General features: G+C 66.1%; 9 protein-coding genes and 1 pseudogene. 6 read left to right on the top strand and 4 right to left on the bottom strand.

What is annotated here, in order from left to right:
• The first annotated feature begins 26 nt into the window (after positions 1-26).
• A complete protein-coding gene (gene glgA, locus DIE15_RS33265; RefSeq protein WP_124835525.1) occupies positions 27-1,499 on the top strand; it encodes a glycogen synthase GlgA in 1,473 nt (490 codons plus the stop codon).
• A gap of 79 nt (positions 1,500-1,578) precedes the next feature.
• Positions 1,579-4,038: a glycogen/starch/alpha-glucan phosphorylase gene (locus tag DIE15_RS33260; RefSeq protein ID WP_057929739.1), complete on the top strand. Its 2,460-nt coding sequence runs from the start codon at positions 1,579-1,581 to the stop codon at positions 4,036-4,038.
• A gap of 274 nt (positions 4,039-4,312) precedes the next feature.
• Here the strand turns inward: DIE15_RS33260 and DIE15_RS33255 are convergent.
• A pseudogene (locus DIE15_RS33255) lies at positions 4,313-4,496 on the bottom strand (ISL3 family transposase); the annotation flags it as partial.
• A 450-nt stretch (positions 4,497-4,946) separates the two neighbouring features.
• Here DIE15_RS33255 and DIE15_RS33250 point away from each other — a divergent pair.
• The gene (locus DIE15_RS33250; protein WP_124835524.1) at positions 4,947-6,326 is read left to right on the top strand and encodes an MFS transporter; all 1,380 of its coding nucleotides are present in this window, start codon (positions 4,947-4,949) and stop codon (positions 6,324-6,326) included.
• Between the two features lie 114 nt (positions 6,327-6,440).
• Here the strand turns inward: DIE15_RS33250 and DIE15_RS33245 are convergent, their stop codons facing one another.
• Positions 6,441-7,694, bottom strand: a complete 1,254-nt coding sequence (locus DIE15_RS33245; RefSeq protein ID WP_185734589.1) for a hypothetical protein — start codon at positions 7,692-7,694, stop codon at positions 6,441-6,443.
• Between the two features lie 328 nt (positions 7,695-8,022).
• Entirely contained in the window at positions 8,023-9,441 is a 1,419-nt protein-coding gene (locus DIE15_RS33240; protein WP_124835522.1) for an MFS transporter, read from the bottom strand.
• 418 nt (positions 9,442-9,859) lie between these two features.
• Here DIE15_RS33240 and DIE15_RS33235 point away from each other — a divergent pair, with 418 nt between their 5' ends.
• Positions 9,860-12,322 (top strand): DUF3772 domain-containing protein, encoded by a 2,463-nt coding sequence (locus DIE15_RS33235; protein ID WP_057929736.1) that lies wholly within the window; start codon positions 9,860-9,862, stop codon positions 12,320-12,322.
• 161 nt (positions 12,323-12,483) lie between these two features.
• Here the strand turns inward: DIE15_RS33235 and DIE15_RS33230 are convergent, their stop codons facing one another.
• A complete protein-coding gene (locus DIE15_RS33230; protein ID WP_124835521.1) occupies positions 12,484-13,995 on the bottom strand; it encodes an aldehyde dehydrogenase family protein in 1,512 nt (503 codons plus the stop codon).
• A gap of 635 nt (positions 13,996-14,630) precedes the next feature.
• Between DIE15_RS33230 and DIE15_RS33225 the strand changes: the two genes are divergently transcribed.
• Together DIE15_RS33225 and DIE15_RS33220 are read left to right on the top strand one after the other, a co-directional pair.
• A complete protein-coding gene (locus DIE15_RS33225) occupies positions 14,631-16,211 on the top strand; it encodes an amino acid permease (RefSeq protein WP_124835520.1) in 1,581 nt (526 codons plus the stop codon).
• A 132-nt stretch (positions 16,212-16,343) separates the two neighbouring features.
• The gene (locus tag DIE15_RS33220) at positions 16,344-17,612 is read left to right on the top strand and encodes an FAD-binding oxidoreductase (protein WP_124835519.1); all 1,269 of its coding nucleotides are present in this window, start codon (positions 16,344-16,346) and stop codon (positions 17,610-17,612) included.
• Positions 17,613-17,675 lie beyond the last annotated feature (63 nt).

Raw genomic sequence — 17,675 nt, 5'->3', positions numbered from 1 at the left:
GGCAAACCCATCCAAGAGGAACCATCATGCGCGTGTTACACGTTTGCACGGAAGTCTACCCACTGCTGAAAACCGGCGGCCTCGCCGACGTGACCGGTGCGCTGCCAGCTGCACAGGCCGCAACAGGCTGCGATGCGCGCCTGCTGGTACCCGGCTTTCCGGCGTTTCGCGACGGCATCCGGAACCGCCAGCTCGTCGCCGAACTGCCGTCGTGGGCCGGGAGCGGCGAAATCCGCCTGTATCACGGCCTGCTGCCCGACAGCGACGTCGCGATCTATATGGTCGACGCGCCCGGGCTGTACGATCGGCCCGGCGGGCCGTATGCCGACGCCGACAAGCATCCGTACGGCGACAATCACCGCCGCTTCGCGCTGCTCGGCTGGGTGGCCGCGCGCGTCGCGCACGGGCTCGACGCGTTCTGGCGCCCGAACGTCGTGCACTGCCACGACTGGCATGCCGGCCTCGCACCGGCCTATCTGCGAGCCGCTGAACTGGCCACGGGACACCGCGCCGCAACGAGCGTGCTCACCGTGCACAACCTCGCGTATCAGGGAGTATTTCCCGCCCATACGTTCGGCGAGCTGGACCTGCCGGGCGCATTCTTCGACGTCAACGGACTCGAGTTCTACGGCCAGGTGTCGTTCCTGAAAGCCGGCCTTTACTACGCCGATCGGATCACGACTGTCAGCCCGACCTATGCGAGCGAAATCCAGTCGGTCGAACAGGGCTGTGGACTGCACGGCTTGCTCCTGCAACGCGCGGGCAATCTATCCGGCATCCTGAATGGTGTGGACGAATCGGTCTGGAACCCGGCCACCGACCCGCTCATCGCCGCGACCTACGCACCGGTCGGGTCGGCCGCGTCGTCCTCGTTGCCCGGCAAACTCAAGTGCAAGGCCGCGCTGCAGCAGGAAGTCGGGCTTGCCGTCCAGACGACCGCGCCGCTGTTCGGCATCGTGAGCCGCCTGACCGAACAGAAAGGTCTGCCACTGATGCTCGCCGCATTGCCCGAACTGGTGCGTCGCGGCGGGCAGCTCGTGCTGCTCGGCAGCGGCGACGCCGAATTGGAGCGGGCGTTCCGCGAAATGGCTGCGGCGCATCCCGGCTCCGTGGCTGTCACGATCGGCTATGACGAAGCCATGTCGCATCGCATCGTCGCCGGCAGCGACGTGATCGTCGTGCCGTCGCGTTTCGAGCCTTGCGGCCTTACGCAACTCTACGGCCTGAAATACGGCACGCTGCCGCTCGTACGGCGGGTCGGCGGCCTCGCGGATACCGTGGTGGACTGTTCGCTCGAAAACATCGCGGACGCAACGGCGACCGGCTTCGTGTTCGACCGATTCGACGCGGCGGATCTCGACGCCGCGATCCGCCGCGTGTTCGCGCTATTCGGTCGCAAGGCGGACTGGAAGCAGGTGCAGAAGACCGCGATGCGGCAAGACTTCGGCTGGGATCGTACTGCCGCGCAATTCCTGTCGATCTATCAGAACCTCGCTTGACCGCGTGATCCGCGCATCAGGCACGCAGGCGGCCGCGCCCCGTGACACGGCCCCGCTGCATCAATCACATGAGCACGCCATGAACCTCAACGAATTCAAGTACGACAAGCTGTCGAGCGACGTCACCGCGCTCAAGCACTCGATCTCCAACAAGCTGATCTATGCGGTCGGCAAGGACCCTGTCACCGCGCGCCCGCAAGACTGGCTGCAGGCCACCGCGCTCGCCGTCCGCGACCGCCTGGTCGAACGCTGGATGCGAACCACGCGTGCCCAGTACGCGCAGGACGTGAAGCGCGTGTATTACCTGTCGATGGAATTCCTGATTGGCCGGAGCTTTACCAATGCGCTGCTCGCCCTCGACATCCATGCCAATGTGAAGCAGGCGCTGGCCGAACTTGACGTCGACTTCGGCCGGATCGCCGATTTCGAACACGACGCCGCACTGGGCAATGGCGGCCTCGGCCGGCTTGCCGCATGCTTCCTGGATTCGATGGCCACGCTCGGCGTGCCGGGCTTCGGCTACGGGATCCGCTACGACTACGGGATGTTCAGGCAGCAGATCATCGACGGCAAGCAGGTCGAAAGCCCCGACTACTGGCTGGTCGACGGCAACCCTTGGGAGTTCCCCCGCCCCGAGGTTCAATACCAGGTGCGGTTCGGCGGCCGCGTCGAACAGGAAGGCGACCGCACGCGCTGGCTGGACACCAAGGATGTGCTGGCAATGGCCTACGACACGATCGTGCCCGGCTACGCGACCGAAGCGACCAATACGCTGCGCCTCTGGTCCGCCAGGGCAAGCGACGAGATCAATCTGGCCGCCTTCAATCGCGGCAATTACTTCGACGCAGTCGAAAACAAGAATCACTCGGAAAACGTATCGCGCGTGCTCTATCCCGACGATTCCACGTCTGCCGGGCTCGAACTCCGGCTCAGGCAGGAATATTTCTTCGTATCGGCGAGCCTGCAGGATCTGGTCCGCCGCTACTTGTCGAACCATACCGATTTCGACAAGTTGCCCGAGCGCGTCGCAATCCATCTCAACGACACGCATCCGGTACTCGCCATTCCGGAGCTGATGCGGATCCTGGTCGACGAGCACGATGTGCCGTGGCGCCGCGCATGGGCGCTGACCCAGCGCGTGTTCTCGTACACGAACCATACCCTGATGCATGAAGCACTCGAGACCTGGCCCGTGGACATGCTCGGCCGCGTGCTACCGCGCCACCTGAAGATCATCTTCGAAATCAACGCCGAGATGCTTGCGCAGGTCACGGCGCGATTCGGTGCCGATGTCGATCTGATGCGCCGCCTGTCGCTAGTCGACGAACACGGCGAGCGGCGCGTACGCATGGCCTATCTGGCGGTCGTCGCAAGCCACAAGGTCAACGGCGTGTCGCAACTGCATTCCGAACTGATGAAGCAGTCGATCTTCGCCGACTTCGCCCGCGTGTTTCCCGAGCGATTCAACAACAAGACCAACGGCGTCACGCCGCGGCGCTGGCTGTCGCAGGCCAATCCGTCGCTGTCGGCACTGATCGACAGCCGAATCGGGCGCGACTGGCGGCGCCGGCTCGACCGGTTGAAGGCCATCGAGGATCTCGCCGGCGACACCGCGTTTGCAACTGCGTTCCGCGCCGCCAAGCTCGACAACAAGCGCCGCCTGGCGGACTGGATCGGCAAGCATCTGGGGCTGGAGATCAACCCCGCGTCGCTGTTCGACGTCCAGGTCAAGCGTATCCACGAATACAAACGCCAGTTGCTGAACCTGCTGCACGTCATCACCCGCTACAACCGGATCCTTGCCGAGCCGGATGCCGACTGGGTACCGCGCACCGTCATCTTCGCGGGGAAGGCCGCGTCCGCATACCACATGGCCAAGCAGATCATTCACGTCATCAACGCTGTCGCGGCCAAGGTGAACAACGATCCCCGTATCGGCGATCGCCTGAAAGTGGTGTTCATTCCGAACTACAGCGTCAGCCTCGCGGAGCTGATCATTCCCGCCGCCGACCTGTCCGAACAGATCTCCACCGCCGGCACGGAGGCGTCCGGCACCGGCAACATGAAATTCGCACTGAACGGTGCGCTGACGATCGGCACGCTGGACGGCGCCAATGTCGAAATTCGCGAGAAAGTCGGTGCGAACAACATCTTCATCTTCGGCCATACCGCGACCGAAATCGACACGATCCGTGCGCATGGTTATCACCCGCTCGGCTACTACGATCGAAATGCCGAACTGAAGCTCGCGCTGGAACAGATCCGGGACGGTCATTTCTCGCCCGACGATCCGACGCGCTTCCATTCGATCTTCGATGCGCTCGTCAACTGGGGAGACCATTACCTGTTGCTGGCCGATTACGAAAGCTATGTCGCGGCACAGGATAACGTCGATTCGGCGTACCGCGACACCGGCGCGTGGACGGCGAAGGCCATCGCCAACGTCGCGAACATGGGTGCGTTTTCGTCCGACCGGACCATTGCGGAGTATGCACGCGATATCTGGAATACAAACCTCGCGGACGATCCGCTCTGCTGAGATCGCGTTGTCGACTCCCGGCGGTGGCACGATGAAGCCCGCGCGCACCTGCGGCACAACGTTGCCCGAAGTCGGGCGGCCGATGAATCTCCGCATCTGATTGGTCCGGCGGCAGTCGTGCATGGCTCGAATGCCGCCGGGTACTTCGGCGAGAGGCTGGCGCATCGCTACGTCAGTCTGATCGACATTCGATCATTCGATAAAAATCGGCTTAGTACGACGAAGCTAAATTCCGGGCCTGCCGGCCATGGCGCAACCGATTGGCCTGATCCATGGATCGGGCCGCCTCGCGAGCGCGTCTCGGCCCGATCCATGGCACCTGACTGCCGATGGGACCGACCACCACCGTGGCGTAGCGATGGCCCTTATGCAGCCCAAACTCGTCCCTAGCGGATCGTCGACCAGCCCGGCTCGACCACGCGTACGCGCAAGCGCATCCTGTCGCTCAATTTGACTGTGCGCCCCTTCCCGCCATTCCACCCGCGCCAACCAATAGCCGGGGCGGCAGATTGCGCAATTGCCTTCAAACCCTCCACGGTCTTCTGCGATGAACCATTTAAAAGCCGTCGCGAAACCGTTCGAAGAACGAGCCGAACCGATTCCGGCGAGTCAGAGCACCCGGAACAAAGAAAGGCGCCCCGGGCATGGGGCGCTCACTTGTCTCCTCCCGACATGAAATAGAACGTACGCGCCAGGTGTCGTTTACGACTGTTTTCCGGACGCAAGCGTGAAAGCTCGACGCTCATCCCGCCCATAGACTCGACGCCGCGCAGTCGGCATGGACCGCCGACCGCAGGATGCGGCGCTACTGCGCGCCCAAAACGACTGGCGCTCACACGCCGAGTCAACGCTATATCACCGTCACGCTCGAAAGAGTGCTTGTGCATGTCGCAAAAAAGGAGATACGTATGACTTCGTTAGAGAAGGAAGTTGCTGTTTCCACCGCAGCGCCTGGGGATGAGACGTCCTCGGCATTCAAACGACGCTTCATGATCAGGATGATCATGGTTCTAACCGGCGGTACGTTTCTGGACGGCTATATCCTCGGGATCGTCGGCCCGGTGTCCGGCAAGATGACCGCCGATCTCGCCATATCGCCGGTCTGGGAGGGGCTGATCGCGGCCGGCGCGTTGTTCGGAATCCTCATCGGCTCGCCGTTGGGCGGATGGGCCGGAGACAAGTTCGGCCGCAAACCATTGTTCCTGATCGACATGGGCTTGTTCGTGGTCGCGTCGTTCATGCAGTTCTTCGTCGGCTCCACGCAGCTCTTCATCTCGTTACCGCTGCAGCTGTTCGTGGTGCGGCTGCTGATGGGTATCGCGATCGGTGCGGAATACTCCGTGGGTTGGCCACTGCTGTCGGAATTCTCCCCATCCCGAATCCGGGGACGGCTGATGGGCTTGACCCTCATCGCCTGGTACGCCGGCTTCATGTTCGCCTTCGTCGTGGGTTATCTGCTGGATCGGTATACCCACCTCGGATGGCGGAACATCCTCGGCACAAGTACGTTCATCGCGGTAGCCTTGTTCCTCGGCCGGATCGGCATGCCTGAATCGCCTCGCTGGCTGTGGAGCAAGCGCCGTACCGAGCAGGCCCGTTCCGTCGCGCGTCGATATATGGATAGCGCCTCCGACATGGCCGACGTTGAGCACGAAGTTGCTCACTCGGGAGGAGGTTTCGCGATGTTGTTCTCCCGTCAGTATTGGCGAGTCACGCTGTTCGTTTCGCTGTTCTTTTTTTGCGTCGTGACGCCGTACTTCGCGATCGCCACGTTCGCCGACACCGTACTGCAGAAATTCGGCCTCGGCGGGGGGCTCGCCGGCGGGGTCGGGCTGTCCGCGGTTGCATTGGCCGGCAGTGTGGCCACGGTTCTGTTGATCGACAAGGCGGGGCGCCGTGTCCTGACGGTACCGCCCCAGTGGATCATCACCGTAATCCTCGCGATTCTCGGCATATGGGCAAATGCGCCTGGGGTGGTCGTGCTAGGCCTGTTCCTCGCATTCTCGTTCTTCAACGCCGGGTGCGGCACGCTGACCTGCATCTATCCTGGCGAGGTGTTCCCAACCGAAATCCGCGGGATCGGGACGGGCTTTGCCGCCGCCTTCAGCCGAATCGGGGCCGGGCTCGGCACGTTCCTGATGCCCTGGTCGATGGCCAATCTCGGGCCCTCGGTGACCATCCTGATCGCGGCCGGCATCGCGGCGGTCGGTGCCGGCGTATCGCAATGGCTTGCCCCCGAAACCAAAGGCAAGAGTCTCAGCGAAACGGCGTCCGGGTTCTCGCACTAGCACCCGCGGAAGTTCCCGGCAACGCTCGATTCGGGGCGGCGGAGAACTTTCCGCGAAAAAGGGGCCTTCGTCGCATCGTCGACCCACGTTCCCGCCCCGGCGGCCCAGCCGCCGTCAGTCCGCCGTGTCGCCGCTCTTCGGCAGCTTCGACCACGCGCTACGCCCCGGCGCCGGCGACCAGGCCGGGCGGGTCTTGCGCGCGCTGTCGATCACGACCAGATAGCGGCCGGCGATCGGCGTGATGTCGCGATCGTGACGCAGCACCCAAAGCGACTTGCCGGCTTCGACGCGTGCCTGGTAGTCGTCGTCGAGAATGCCGTGGCGGTCGAAGAACGTGTTCAGCGAAGCCGGAATCCGCACACAGCCTTTCGAGTGCCGGATGCCGAGCAGCGGCTCGAGGCGATCGGGGTCGGTCGCGTGCATCTGGAAACGCATCGGCGACTTGCCGCCCTTGCCCCAGCCACGCTCGCCGTCCACCCAGCCGAAGTCGTAGATGCGCATGTCGCGCTTGCCGTAGCCGCGAATGCCGTTGTCGTTGGTCGTGCCTTCCGCGCGGAAGTCCATGTTGTCGGGCGAATGATGGAACACGCCGAGCGGCGTCAGAAAGTGATCGTACTTGCCGGGCCAGCCGGTGCCGACCGGCGACGCGCCGAGCATCAGCCACGGATTGGCCGGCGTCGCGCGAAAGTAGATGAACAGCGCCTGCACGTTCGGCGCGCGGTCGACCATCGCGACGTACTCGCCGGCCAGGTCGCCGAGGTCCGCATCGGCGAGGGCCTTCTGCAGGCGGTCGCCGTACGCGCGCTGTTCGTTCGCGGGCACGTTCAGGCGCCGCGTGACTTCCTGCGTGAAGCGCTTGCGCATGTCGATCGCACGCGCGGTCGCGTTCTTCGCTTCGTCGGCCGACAGCGGCGGGTGCCGGCGCGGCGGCGTCGGCACGGGAGCCTCGGCTTCGCTCGCCGGCGTGCCGGAAGCCGCTGACGCTGGCGATGCGGGCGACGCCGCCGATGCCGGCGCCGCGGTTGACGCGGCGGAAGCCGCCGATGCGCCGCTGGCGGACGATGCACGATGCGCGGCAGAAGCCGCGGATGACGGCGCAGCCCCGGACAACACATGCGCCGACGAAGCCGGACGCGCAGGCGATGCAGTTGATGAGGACGACGTAGCAGCGGACGACGGCACATCGGCCGCGGCAAACGCTGGCCGCTCGACAAGAACGGAGATCGGGAGAGCGGCCGCGAGCCACACGGATAGGGCGACTGCGAGGGTACGGCAACGCGGCTTGGGCAACCGCCGCGTCTGGTCGGAAAACGTCATACGATCGAAGCCATCGGCCGATCGGGCCGCCGCACGTTGCGAACGGCGCATCTTCCGCACGAGCCATCGACACGCCGGAGGCAATCGCGTACACCCAGCGCCGACGCCCCTTCGCGGTGGAGCCGTTCGCAGTGCAACGCGTTCGGTCCGATGGCGGCTAATGAGTCGTCAGGTCTTTCATTCTACCCGCGCAGGCAGGAATCGGCAGGGCCGAACCCCCGGTTTTACAGCGGTTTTGCGCTTCGTCACGCTTTGTTTCAACTCGTTGCCGCCTGCGTCGCCGCCGCATGGCAGGCTGTCATGTTGCGCATTTTCGGCAACATCACGCTGGGGGAATGCACCGCGTGCCGCACGCGACACGCGGGCACGCAACCAGCGCCTACTTCGAAATGGCTTCGAGCGCGATGCCTTTGGTGCGCGGCCCCATGAGCCCGATCGCGGCCATCACGATCACCATCGCGCCGGCGATGAACGCGAACACGCCGAACGTGCCGAAGCCCTTCAGCACAGCCGCGATCACGAATGACGAGAAGATCGCCGAGAAGCGGCTCCACGAATAGACGAAGCCCACCGCGCGCGCGCGGATCGACGTCGGGAACAGTTCGGCCTGGTACGCATGGAAGCTGTACGACATGATGTTGCTCGCGAGCGTGAGACCGATGCCCAGCACGATCAGGAACGCGCCCGCCGTCGTCTGGCTGAACAGCAGCCCGCAGACGACGATCGCCGCCGCCATCGCGACGATCACCGACTTGCGCTCGAAGCGGTCGGCGATCACGAGGCCGATCAGCGGACCGAGCGGCGCCGCGAGCGCGATCACGCTCGAATACATGAGGCTCGACGTGATCGTGATGCCCTGCTTGATCAGCAGCGTCGGCACCCAGTTCGCGAAGCCGTAGAAGCCGACCGTCTGGAACACGTTGAAGATCGTCATCATGATCGTGCGGCTGCGATACGGCGGCACCCACATGTCGCGGAAGCTGCCGCGCGGCGGCACCGGCTCGGCCGGCGCGGGCGGGGGTAGCGGCCGGCCGTATTCGGCTTCGACCTTCGCCTCGAGCGCGCGCATGATGCGATCGGCTTCGTCGACGCGGCCCTGCTGCGCGAGCCAGCGCGGGCTCTCGGGCAATTCGCGGCGAATCCACCACACGAACAGCGCGCCGTGCGCGCCGATCAGCACGACCCAGCGCCAGCCGTCGAGGCCGAGCGGCGCGTGCGGCACGAGCAGGTACGCGAGGAACGCGACCACCGGCACCGCGACGAACCCGACCGCCTGCTCGCATGCGAACGCGCGGCCACGAATCTGCTTCGGCACGAGCTCGGAGATGTACGTGCCGATCGTGACCATCTCGACGCCGAGGCCGAGACCGACGACGAAGCGCCAGAAGTTCAGCCCGGCTGCCGTGTCCTGGAATGCCATCACGACGTTGGCGGCCGTGTACCACAGCAGCGACCACGTGAAGATCGCGCGACGGCCGAAGCGGTCCGCGAGGAAGCCGCATGCGATCGTGCCGATGAAGAGGCCGGAGAACAGCGCGGCGATGAAGCTCGCGACGCCCGTGGTGCCGAACAGGCCATGCGTCGTCGCGGACAGGATCCCGCTTTTCACGAGGCCCGGCGCGACGTAGCCGCTGTACAGCAGATCGTAGAGTTCGAAGAAGAAGCCGAGGCTCAGCAGCACGACGAGCTTCCAGACGGTGCGCGTGGGCGGCAGGCGGTCGAGGCGGGCTGAAATCGAGCCGGCGTCGATGGAAGAGGACGAGGCGGCTGCCTGTGGAAAGCTGTCCGTTGAGACCATCTTGGTCGTGTCTCCTGATCGTGTCGTGTGTTGTTGTCCGGCGGCAGCGGGTCGCCGTCGGGCGATTCGCTGCATTGTACCGGCACGCCGCGTGGGCGGCGCGGCGTGGGGAAATCCGTTCAGACACCCCACTTTCGCGCCGGACAATATGTAAATTGCGTAACGGTCTGTCGGATCTGTAAGGTTTTTCCGGCATCGCGATATTCCGCTGGCGGACCGCGACCGCGACCGGCACGGCCCCGCCGGCAAGGGCCCGCAGGGCCATCGCCCTGCCCGCGCAGGCCCCCGGGACACGGCAGGCAAGGAGCACATCCGGCGTCACCTCGGCCGCCACACCCCGGTAACATGCTACCGGGCCAACTCCCGGCTTCCGGGCACCTTTCGGCGCCCGGCACTGTCGGCAAAACGTAAGCATTCCATATCCATGCAACGACTATCCACGTACGCACGCCGAATCGCGCTGTTCGCACTGCTGCAGTTCGCGGTGCTCGCGACCGCGTCGGCGTTTCCGGCTGCCGCATCCGCGCCGACTGCGAGCGGCGTCGGCGTCCCGGTGCCGACCATTTCGTTGAGCGACGCGGTTGCGCAGCTCAAGCAGATGCAGGTGCAACAGGACCGCATCAAGCAGCAGACGTCGAACGCGACCAACAGCAAGGAACTCGACGATCTCGGCGACGCGACCCAGGAATTGAGCGCCGACGTCGACAAGCTGCAGAGCCAGCTCGCACCGCAGCGCACGCAAGTCCAGGCGCAGCTCGACGTGCTCGGCCCGCCGCCGGCCCCTGGCGCATCACCCGAAACGCCCGCAGTCGCGCAACAGCGGGCGACGCTGAACGCACGCAAGACGCAGATCGAAGCGGCGCAGAAGCAGGCGGCCGACCAGAAGACCAACCTCGCGAACCTGAACGACCAGTTCGCGAAGCTGCACCGCCGCCTGCTGAAGAACCAGCTCGCGTTCCGTTCGGGCAGCATCTTCGGCGCGCAGTTCTGGCTGCCGCTGTTCCATCTGTCGCCGGACGATGTCCAGCGCCTCGAGGACTTCAACGACGAACTGCGCGACATGCTGCGTTCGTCGTGGACACCGGGACAGCGCGCACTCACCACGCTGCTGATGATCGCCGCGCTCGCCGCCTGGCTCGGCGGCCGCCGCGTCCTCGAACGCGGGCTCGCGTGGGTCTGCCTGAACCGCCTGCCGCCCACCCGGCTGCGGCGCAGCGCACTGGCGCTGGCGACGGCGTTCTCGACGCTGCTGGCTACCGCGGTCGCCGTCCAGATCCTCTATCTCGCGCTCGCCCGTCACTACGAGCTCACGCCATCGATGGGCGATCTGTGGGACCAGTTCGCGAAGCTCGCCGTGACCTGCGCGCTGATCGCCGGCCTCGGCCGCGCGCTGCTCTGCACGAAGCATCCGTCGTGGCGGCTGCCGGCGCTCGCCGATCCCGTCGCGCTCGCGATGAGGCCGTTCCCCGGCGTGCTGGCCGCACTGCTGCTGATGTCCGGCACGCTCGAATCGATCAATCGCATCGTCGATACGAGCCTGTCCGTCACGCTGTTCGGCCGCGGCATCGTCTCGCTGGTCGTCACGCTGACCGTCGGTGCATCGCTGCTGCGCGCGAACCGCGAGCGCGCCGCGCTCGCGGCCGCCGGCGAAGCGCCCGAGCAACGCTCGACGCTCGCGGGGCTGATCCACGCCGGCGTCACGCTGGCGATCGTCGTGTCGCTAGTCGCGCTGCTGATCGGCTACATCACGGTCGCGCGCTTCATCACGTACGAGCTCGTGTGGTTCGAGATCGTGCTGTGCGGCGTCTACATCCTGATCCAACTGACGCGCGACGCGAGCGAAAGCCTGTTCTCCGTGAACCTGTCGACCGGCAAGCAGATCAAGCATCTGTTCGCGCTCGACGACCGGCATCTCGACCAGGCGCACACCGTCGTGTCCGGCCTCGGCACGAGCCTGCTGATGCTGGTCGCGGCCATCGCGCTGCTGACGGGCGGTTTCGGCACGACGCCGAGCGACCTGCTCGACAGCGCGGTCGCGATGATCGGCGGCCAGCGGCTGCAGAGCCTGAACATCATGCCCGACCGGATCATGAACGCGGGAATCGGGTTCGCGATCGGCTTCTACCTGCTGCGCTCGGTGCGCCGCTGGCTCGACAACGAATTCATGCCGGCACTCGGCATGGATCCGGGGATGCGCGTATCGCTGGTCACGCTGTTCGCCAACGTCGGCTACGTGCTGCTCGTGCTGATGACGCTGGGGCTGCTCGGCGTCAGGTGGAGCAATCTCGCGTGGATCGTCAGTGCGCTGTCGGTCGGTATCGGTTTCGGCCTGCAGGAGATCGTGAAGAACTTCGTGTCGGGGCTGATCCTGCTGACCGAGCGGCCGGTGAAGGTCGGCGACATGGTCAGCATCGCGGGCGTCGAAGGCGACATCCGCCGCATCAACGTCCGTGCGACCGAGATCCAGCTCACCGACCGCTCGACCGTGATCGTGCCGAACTCGCAGCTGATCTCGCAGAACGTGCGCAACGTGACGATGGGCAACAGCACGCAGGGCGTCGCGACGCTGATGCTGACGTTCCCGCTGAACACCGATCCCGAGCAGGTGCGCGACCTGCTGCTCGATGCGTATCGCGAACACCCGGCGATTCTCGACAAGCCGGCGCCGTCGGTCACGTTCAGCCAGCTGACGCCTGACGGGATCACGCTGAGCGTGACGGGCTACGTGTCGAGCCCGCGGATCGCGAGCTCGACGAAGAGCGACCTGCTGTTCGAGATCCTGAAGCAGTTGCGCGCGGCGCAGATCACGCTGTCGACGCCGCAGATGCTGGTCGTGCAGAACATGCCGGCAGCCGACGGTTCCACGCGGCATGAGCCGTAAGTCAACCAGCGGGCGCACTCCGATCGATCTTCGCAGCGGCACGCATCACCGAAAACGACAAGGGCCGGTTACCGCTTCTGCGGCAACCGGCCCTTGTCATTCGAACGATTCGAACGATTCGAACGATTCGAACGTCAAGGCACCCTCGCGGGCGCCCCGCATCACACGTCGAACTTCACCCCTTGCGCCAGCGGCAGCTGACGGCTGTAGTTGATCGTGTTTGTCGCACGGCGCATGTACGCCTTCCACGCATCCGAACCCGACTCGCGGCCGCCGCCCGTTTCCTTCTCGCCGCCGAACGCGCCGCCGATCTCCGCGCCGCTCGTGCCGATGTTCACGTTGACGATCCCGCAATCGCTGCCCGCCGCCGACATGAACTGCTCGGCCTCGCGCATGTCGTTCGTGAAGATCGCCGACGACAGGCCTTGCGGCACGGCGTTGTGCAGTTCGATCGCATCGTCGAAGTTGTCGTAGATCATCACGTACAGGATCGGCGCGAACGTTTCGCGCTCGACCACCGCCGATTGCTTCGGCATCCGCACGATGGCCGGACGCACGTAGTACGCATCCGCGTGACCGACGTCGACGCGCTCGCCGCCCTTCACTTCGCCGCCCTGCTCGCGTGCATCGGCCAGCGCCTTCTGCATCGCGTCGAACGACGCGCGATCGACCAGCGGGCCGACGAGCGTGCCTTCTTCAAGCGGGTTGCCGACCTTCACCGACACATAGGCCTTCTCGATGCGCGGCAGCAGTTGCTCGACCAGGCTGCGATGCACGATCAGGCGGCGCAGCGTCGTGCAGCGCTGGCCGGCCGTGCCGACGGCCGCGAACGTGACCGCGCGCACCACGAGGTCGAGATCGGCGCTCGGCGCAACGATCATCCCGTTGTTGCCGCCGAGCTCGAGGATGCCGCGCGCGAGACGCTGGCTCAGCACCTTCGCGACTTCCTGGCCCATCCGCACGCTGCCCGTCGCGCTGACGACCGGCACCTTCTTCGACGACGTCAGCACCTCGCCGACATCGCGCATGCCGAGCACCAGCTGGCTCAGGCCCTTCGGCGCGACGCCCGGATGGGTCTTCTCGAATTCGCGGATCGCCTTCTCGAGCAGCACGTGGCACGCAATCGCGGTGAGCGGCGTCTTCTCCGACGGCTTCCACACGACCGAATCGCCGCACACGAACGCGAGCGCCGCATTCCACGCCCACACCGCGACCGGGAAGTTGAACGCCGAGATCACGCCGCACACGCCGATCGGGTGCCACGTTTCCATCATCCGGTGGCCCGGGCGCTCGGACGCGATCGTCAGGCCGTAAAGCTGGCGCGACAGGCCAACCGCGAAATCGCAGATGTCGATCATTTCCTGCACTTCGCCGAGGCCTTCCGACGTGATCTTGCCGGCTTCGAGCGTGACGAGGCGGCCCAGTTCGGCCTTGTGCTCACGGAGTACGTTGCCGAACACGCGCACGAACTCGCCGCGCACCGGCGCCGGCACCGTGCGCCACTTGAGGAATGCGTCGTGCGCGGCGTCGATCTTGCGCTCGGCGTCGGCGGGCGAGTCGACCGCCAGCGTCGCGAGCGTCGCGCCGTCGAGCGGCGAACGCGCGGTCAGCGCATTGCCTTTCCACTGGGCGAGATCGATGTCGAGCGCAGCAAGAATGTCGTTGAATTGCATCACTTCCTCTTCAGGGACAGATTGATCGGTGCGGCGGCAACGCCGCCCGCGTGATTCGATTGGAGCGCGTTCGCGCACCTAGTGCAAGCGGATGCGCGCCTCGGCCGGCCCGACGCGCCGCATGGCGCATCGCCCGCGCGCCGCCGCCGAAAGCCCCGGCCGGCCGGCACGCCCTCGCCTCGCGAGGCACGATCCATGAGCCACATTGTCGACGGCCACAAGTCGGCCCGCTATTGATATTAACTCACGACTTCATTCCGAAAGCGCAACACCCCGACTCGACGAATCCCCCACTTTCCGCAACGGCATGAGACTTGTCCCAAGCCCTTGACCGGGCCGGCCGCCGCGTTGCCCCGCGCCGCAACTTGATGACTAAGCCGCATTAACCTGTGCGGAAATATCGTTTGCCGCGCGTGCCCCGGCCGCCCACAATCTGGGCGCGTCGCAGTGCACCGCACCCGGCGCGACGACGGCCGCGCAAAACGCGGCTGGACGACAGACGAACGCGACTCGCATCGTGCCCCCGGTTCGTCCGATCCGGGCTGCGCGGCACCGTCGCCGTCCGGCCGGCGGCCGGCGACGCGTTGCGTTTCGCGGCCAAAAAACAATCCCGGAGACAGTGCCCAGCACCGCCCATGCATTCAGATGCCCGCCCCGATTCCTCCCCTCCACCCGGCTCGCGCCCCGCAACGCCGGCCCTTCACCGCAGCCTGCAGGCGCGCCATCTGCGGATGATCGCCATCGGCGGCTCGATCGGCACGGGCCTGTTCGTCGCGTCCGGTGCATCGATTTCCCAGGCCGGCCCCGGCGGCGCGATCGTCGCGTACATGCTGATCGGCCTGATGGTCTACTTCCTGATGACGAGCCTCGGCGAAATGGCCGCGTTCATGCCGGTGTCGGGCTCGTTCGCGACCTACGGCTCGAAGTTCGTCGACGAAGGCTTCGGCTTCGCGATCGGCTGGAACTACTGGTATAGCTGGGCCGTCACGCTCGCGGTCGAGCTCGTCGCCGCGCAGCTCGTGATGAACTACTGGTTTCCGCATGTGCCGGGCGTCTGGTGGAGCGCGCTGTTTCTCACGCTGATCTTCGCGCTCAACGCGCTGTCGGTGCGCGGTTTTGGTGAAGCCGAATACTGGTTCGCGCTGATCAAGGTGCTGACGGTCGTCGCGTTCCTCGGCGTCGGCCTGCTGATGATCTTCGGCATTCTGAAGGGCGGCCCGAGCGCGGGCTGGACCAACTTCACGATCGGCGACGCGCCGTTCGCGGGCGGCCTGCCGGCGCTGATGGGCGTCGCGATGATCGCGGGCTTCTCGTTCCAGGGCACCGAAATGATCGGCGTCGCGGCCGGCGAATCGGAGAATCCGCGCACGACGATCCCGCGCGCAGTCAGCCAGATCTTCTGGCGCATCCTGCTCTTCTACGTGCTCGCGATCTTCGTGATCGGCGTGCTGATTCCGTACACCGACCCGAGCCTGCTGAAAAGCGACGTGACCGACATCGGCGTGAGCCCGTTTACGCTCGTGTTCCGCCACGCGGGCCTCGCGTTCGCGGCCGGCGTGATGAACGCGGTGATCCTGACGGCCGTGCTGTCGGCCGGCAACTCGGGCATGTACGCGTCGACGCGGATGCTGTACAACCTCGCGGTAGAAGGCCGCGCACCGAAGCTGTTCGCGAAGCTGTCGCCCGGTGGCGTGCCGCGCAACGCGCTGTATGCGACGACGGCCGTCGGCGCGCTCTGCTTCCTCACGTCGCTGTATGGCGACAAGACGGTCTACCTGTGGCTGCTGAACACGTCGGGCATGGCCGGCTTCATCACGTGGCTCGGCATCGCGATCAGCCACTACCGCTTCCGCAAGGGCCTGTTGAAGCAGGGCTACCGCCTCGACCAGTTGCCGTACCGCTCGAAGTGGTTCCCGTTCGGCCCGATCTTCGCGTTCGTGCTGTGCGCGGTCATCGCGCTGGGCCAGGATTACCAGGCGTTCCTCGGCAGCAAGATCGACTGGGCAGGCGTCGCCGCGACCTACATCGGCGTGCCGTTCTTCGTCGTGATCTGGCTCGGCTACGCGCTGGTGCGCAAATGCCGCCTCGTGCGCTACGAGGACATGGAGATCGCGCCATGGATCGAGCGCAACGCGATGGCCGACGCCACGGAGAAGGCCGACGCTGGCTATCCGGCCTACGTCGCCAGCCCGGCCAACCCGACCCCGGGCGCCTGATGCCCGGAAGCGCCGGCCGCCGCACGACCGCGGCGGCCGGCGCACTGAAAACCCCATTCGACGCGGCGCGCGCGTTCAGGCAAGATCGACGCGCGCCGCCTGTTTTCCGCCGTTACGAGTCACTGAAAACGCATGCAGAACTTCTACGAAGCCACCGTTACCCGCCAGCCCTACCCGCAACTGACCGGCACGATCGACACGCAGGTCTGCATCGTCGGCGGCGGCCTCGCCGGCCTGTGCACGGCGCTCGGTCTCGTCGAGCGCGGCGTGCGGGATGTCGTCGTGCTCGACAGCGAACGGGTGGGCTTCGGCGCGTCGGGCCGCAACGGCGGCTTCGTGTTCGGGGGCTACAGCCTCGACAACGCGGACCTGCTACGCACGCTCGGCCGCGACGAAGGCCGCCGCCTGTACCGGCTCACCGTCGATGCGGTCGACCTGATCCGCACGCGGATTGCCCGCTACGGCATCGACTGCGACATCGTCGACGAGGGCGTGATGCTCGCGAACTGGTTCGACGATCCGTCGCGGCTCGACGGCGTGCGCACGCTGATGAAGCAGGAATTCAACGTCGACTGGGAACCCGTCTCCACCGACGCGCTGCGCGCGCGGCTCAAGACGCAGCGCTATTACGGCGGCCTGTTCGAGCCGAACGCGTTCCACTTCCATCCGCTCAAGTACGTGCTCGGCGTCGCGGCGGCTGCCTCGCGCGGCGGCGCACGCGTGTACGAACGCTCGGCTGCGCTCGGCATCACGCGCGAAGGCGCCGGCTACGTCGTGCGCACGGCGCAGGGCACGGTGCGCGCGAAGGACGTCGTGTTCGCCGGCGGCGGCTATGCGCGCGGCGTGTCGCCGCGCATCGAGCGCGCGGTGCTGCCGATCGCGACCTACGTGATCGCGACCGAGCCGCTCGGCACGCGGCTGCCGGACGCGATCGATGCACCGTACGCAATCTACGACACGCGTTTCGCATTCGACTACTACCGTCCGCTGAAGGACACGCGGATTCTGTGGGGCGGCCGGATCTCGGTGCTCGACCGCGGCCCCGACGCAATCGCGCGGCTGCTGCGGCGCGACCTGCTGCGCGTGTATCCGCAGCTCGACGGCGTGAAGGTCGACTACGCGTGGGGCGGGCTGATGAGCTACGCGCGGCACAAGATGCCGCAGATCGGTCGCGACGCGGACGGCGTGTGGCATGCGATCGCGTTCGGTGGCCACGGGATGGCGCCCACCACCGTCGCCGGCGAAGCACTCGCCGCCGCGCTGGCCGGGGAGCAGCCCGTGCCGGAAGGCTTCGCCGCGTTCGGGCTGACGCGCACGTTCGGGCTCGCGGGCCTCGCCGCCGCGCAGCTCACGTACACCGCGTACCAGGCCCGCGACGCACTCGCGTCGTGCCGGCGCTGAGCCGCCGCGGCGGCGGCCGAAACCGCGCTGCCGATTCGAGCGCAAGGTCGGCAGGACGGGCAT

It is taken from the genome of Burkholderia sp. Bp9031 (assembly GCF_003857965.1).
Taxonomy (GTDB): Bacteria; Pseudomonadota; Gammaproteobacteria; order Burkholderiales; family Burkholderiaceae; genus Burkholderia; species Burkholderia ambifaria_A.
The sequence above is the reverse complement of the archived record's forward strand: the minus strand, read 5'-3'. Positions and strand labels throughout refer to the sequence as shown.

What these genes read in the sequence shown, in the direction of transcription:
- DIE15_RS33240 (WP_124835522.1), bottom strand. Translation starts at nt 9,441, where the DNA reads ATGGTCTCAACGGACAGCTTTCCACAGGCAGCCGCCTCGTCCTCTTCC.
- DIE15_RS33225 (WP_124835520.1), top strand. Translation starts at nt 14,631, where the DNA reads ATGCATTCAGATGCCCGCCCCGATTCCTCCCCTCCACCCGGCTCGCGC.
- DIE15_RS33245 (WP_185734589.1), bottom strand. Translation starts at nt 7,694, where the DNA reads ATGCGCCGTTCGCAACGTGCGGCGGCCCGATCGGCCGATGGCTTCGAT.
- DIE15_RS33260 (WP_057929739.1), top strand. Translation starts at nt 1,579, where the DNA reads ATGAACCTCAACGAATTCAAGTACGACAAGCTGTCGAGCGACGTCACC.
- DIE15_RS33250 (WP_124835524.1), top strand. Translation starts at nt 4,947, where the DNA reads ATGACTTCGTTAGAGAAGGAAGTTGCTGTTTCCACCGCAGCGCCTGGG.
- glgA (WP_124835525.1), top strand. Translation starts at nt 27, where the DNA reads ATGCGCGTGTTACACGTTTGCACGGAAGTCTACCCACTGCTGAAAACC.
- DIE15_RS33220 (WP_124835519.1), top strand. Translation starts at nt 16,344, where the DNA reads ATGCAGAACTTCTACGAAGCCACCGTTACCCGCCAGCCCTACCCGCAA.
- DIE15_RS33230 (WP_124835521.1), bottom strand. Translation starts at nt 13,995, where the DNA reads ATGCAATTCAACGACATTCTTGCTGCGCTCGACATCGATCTCGCCCAG.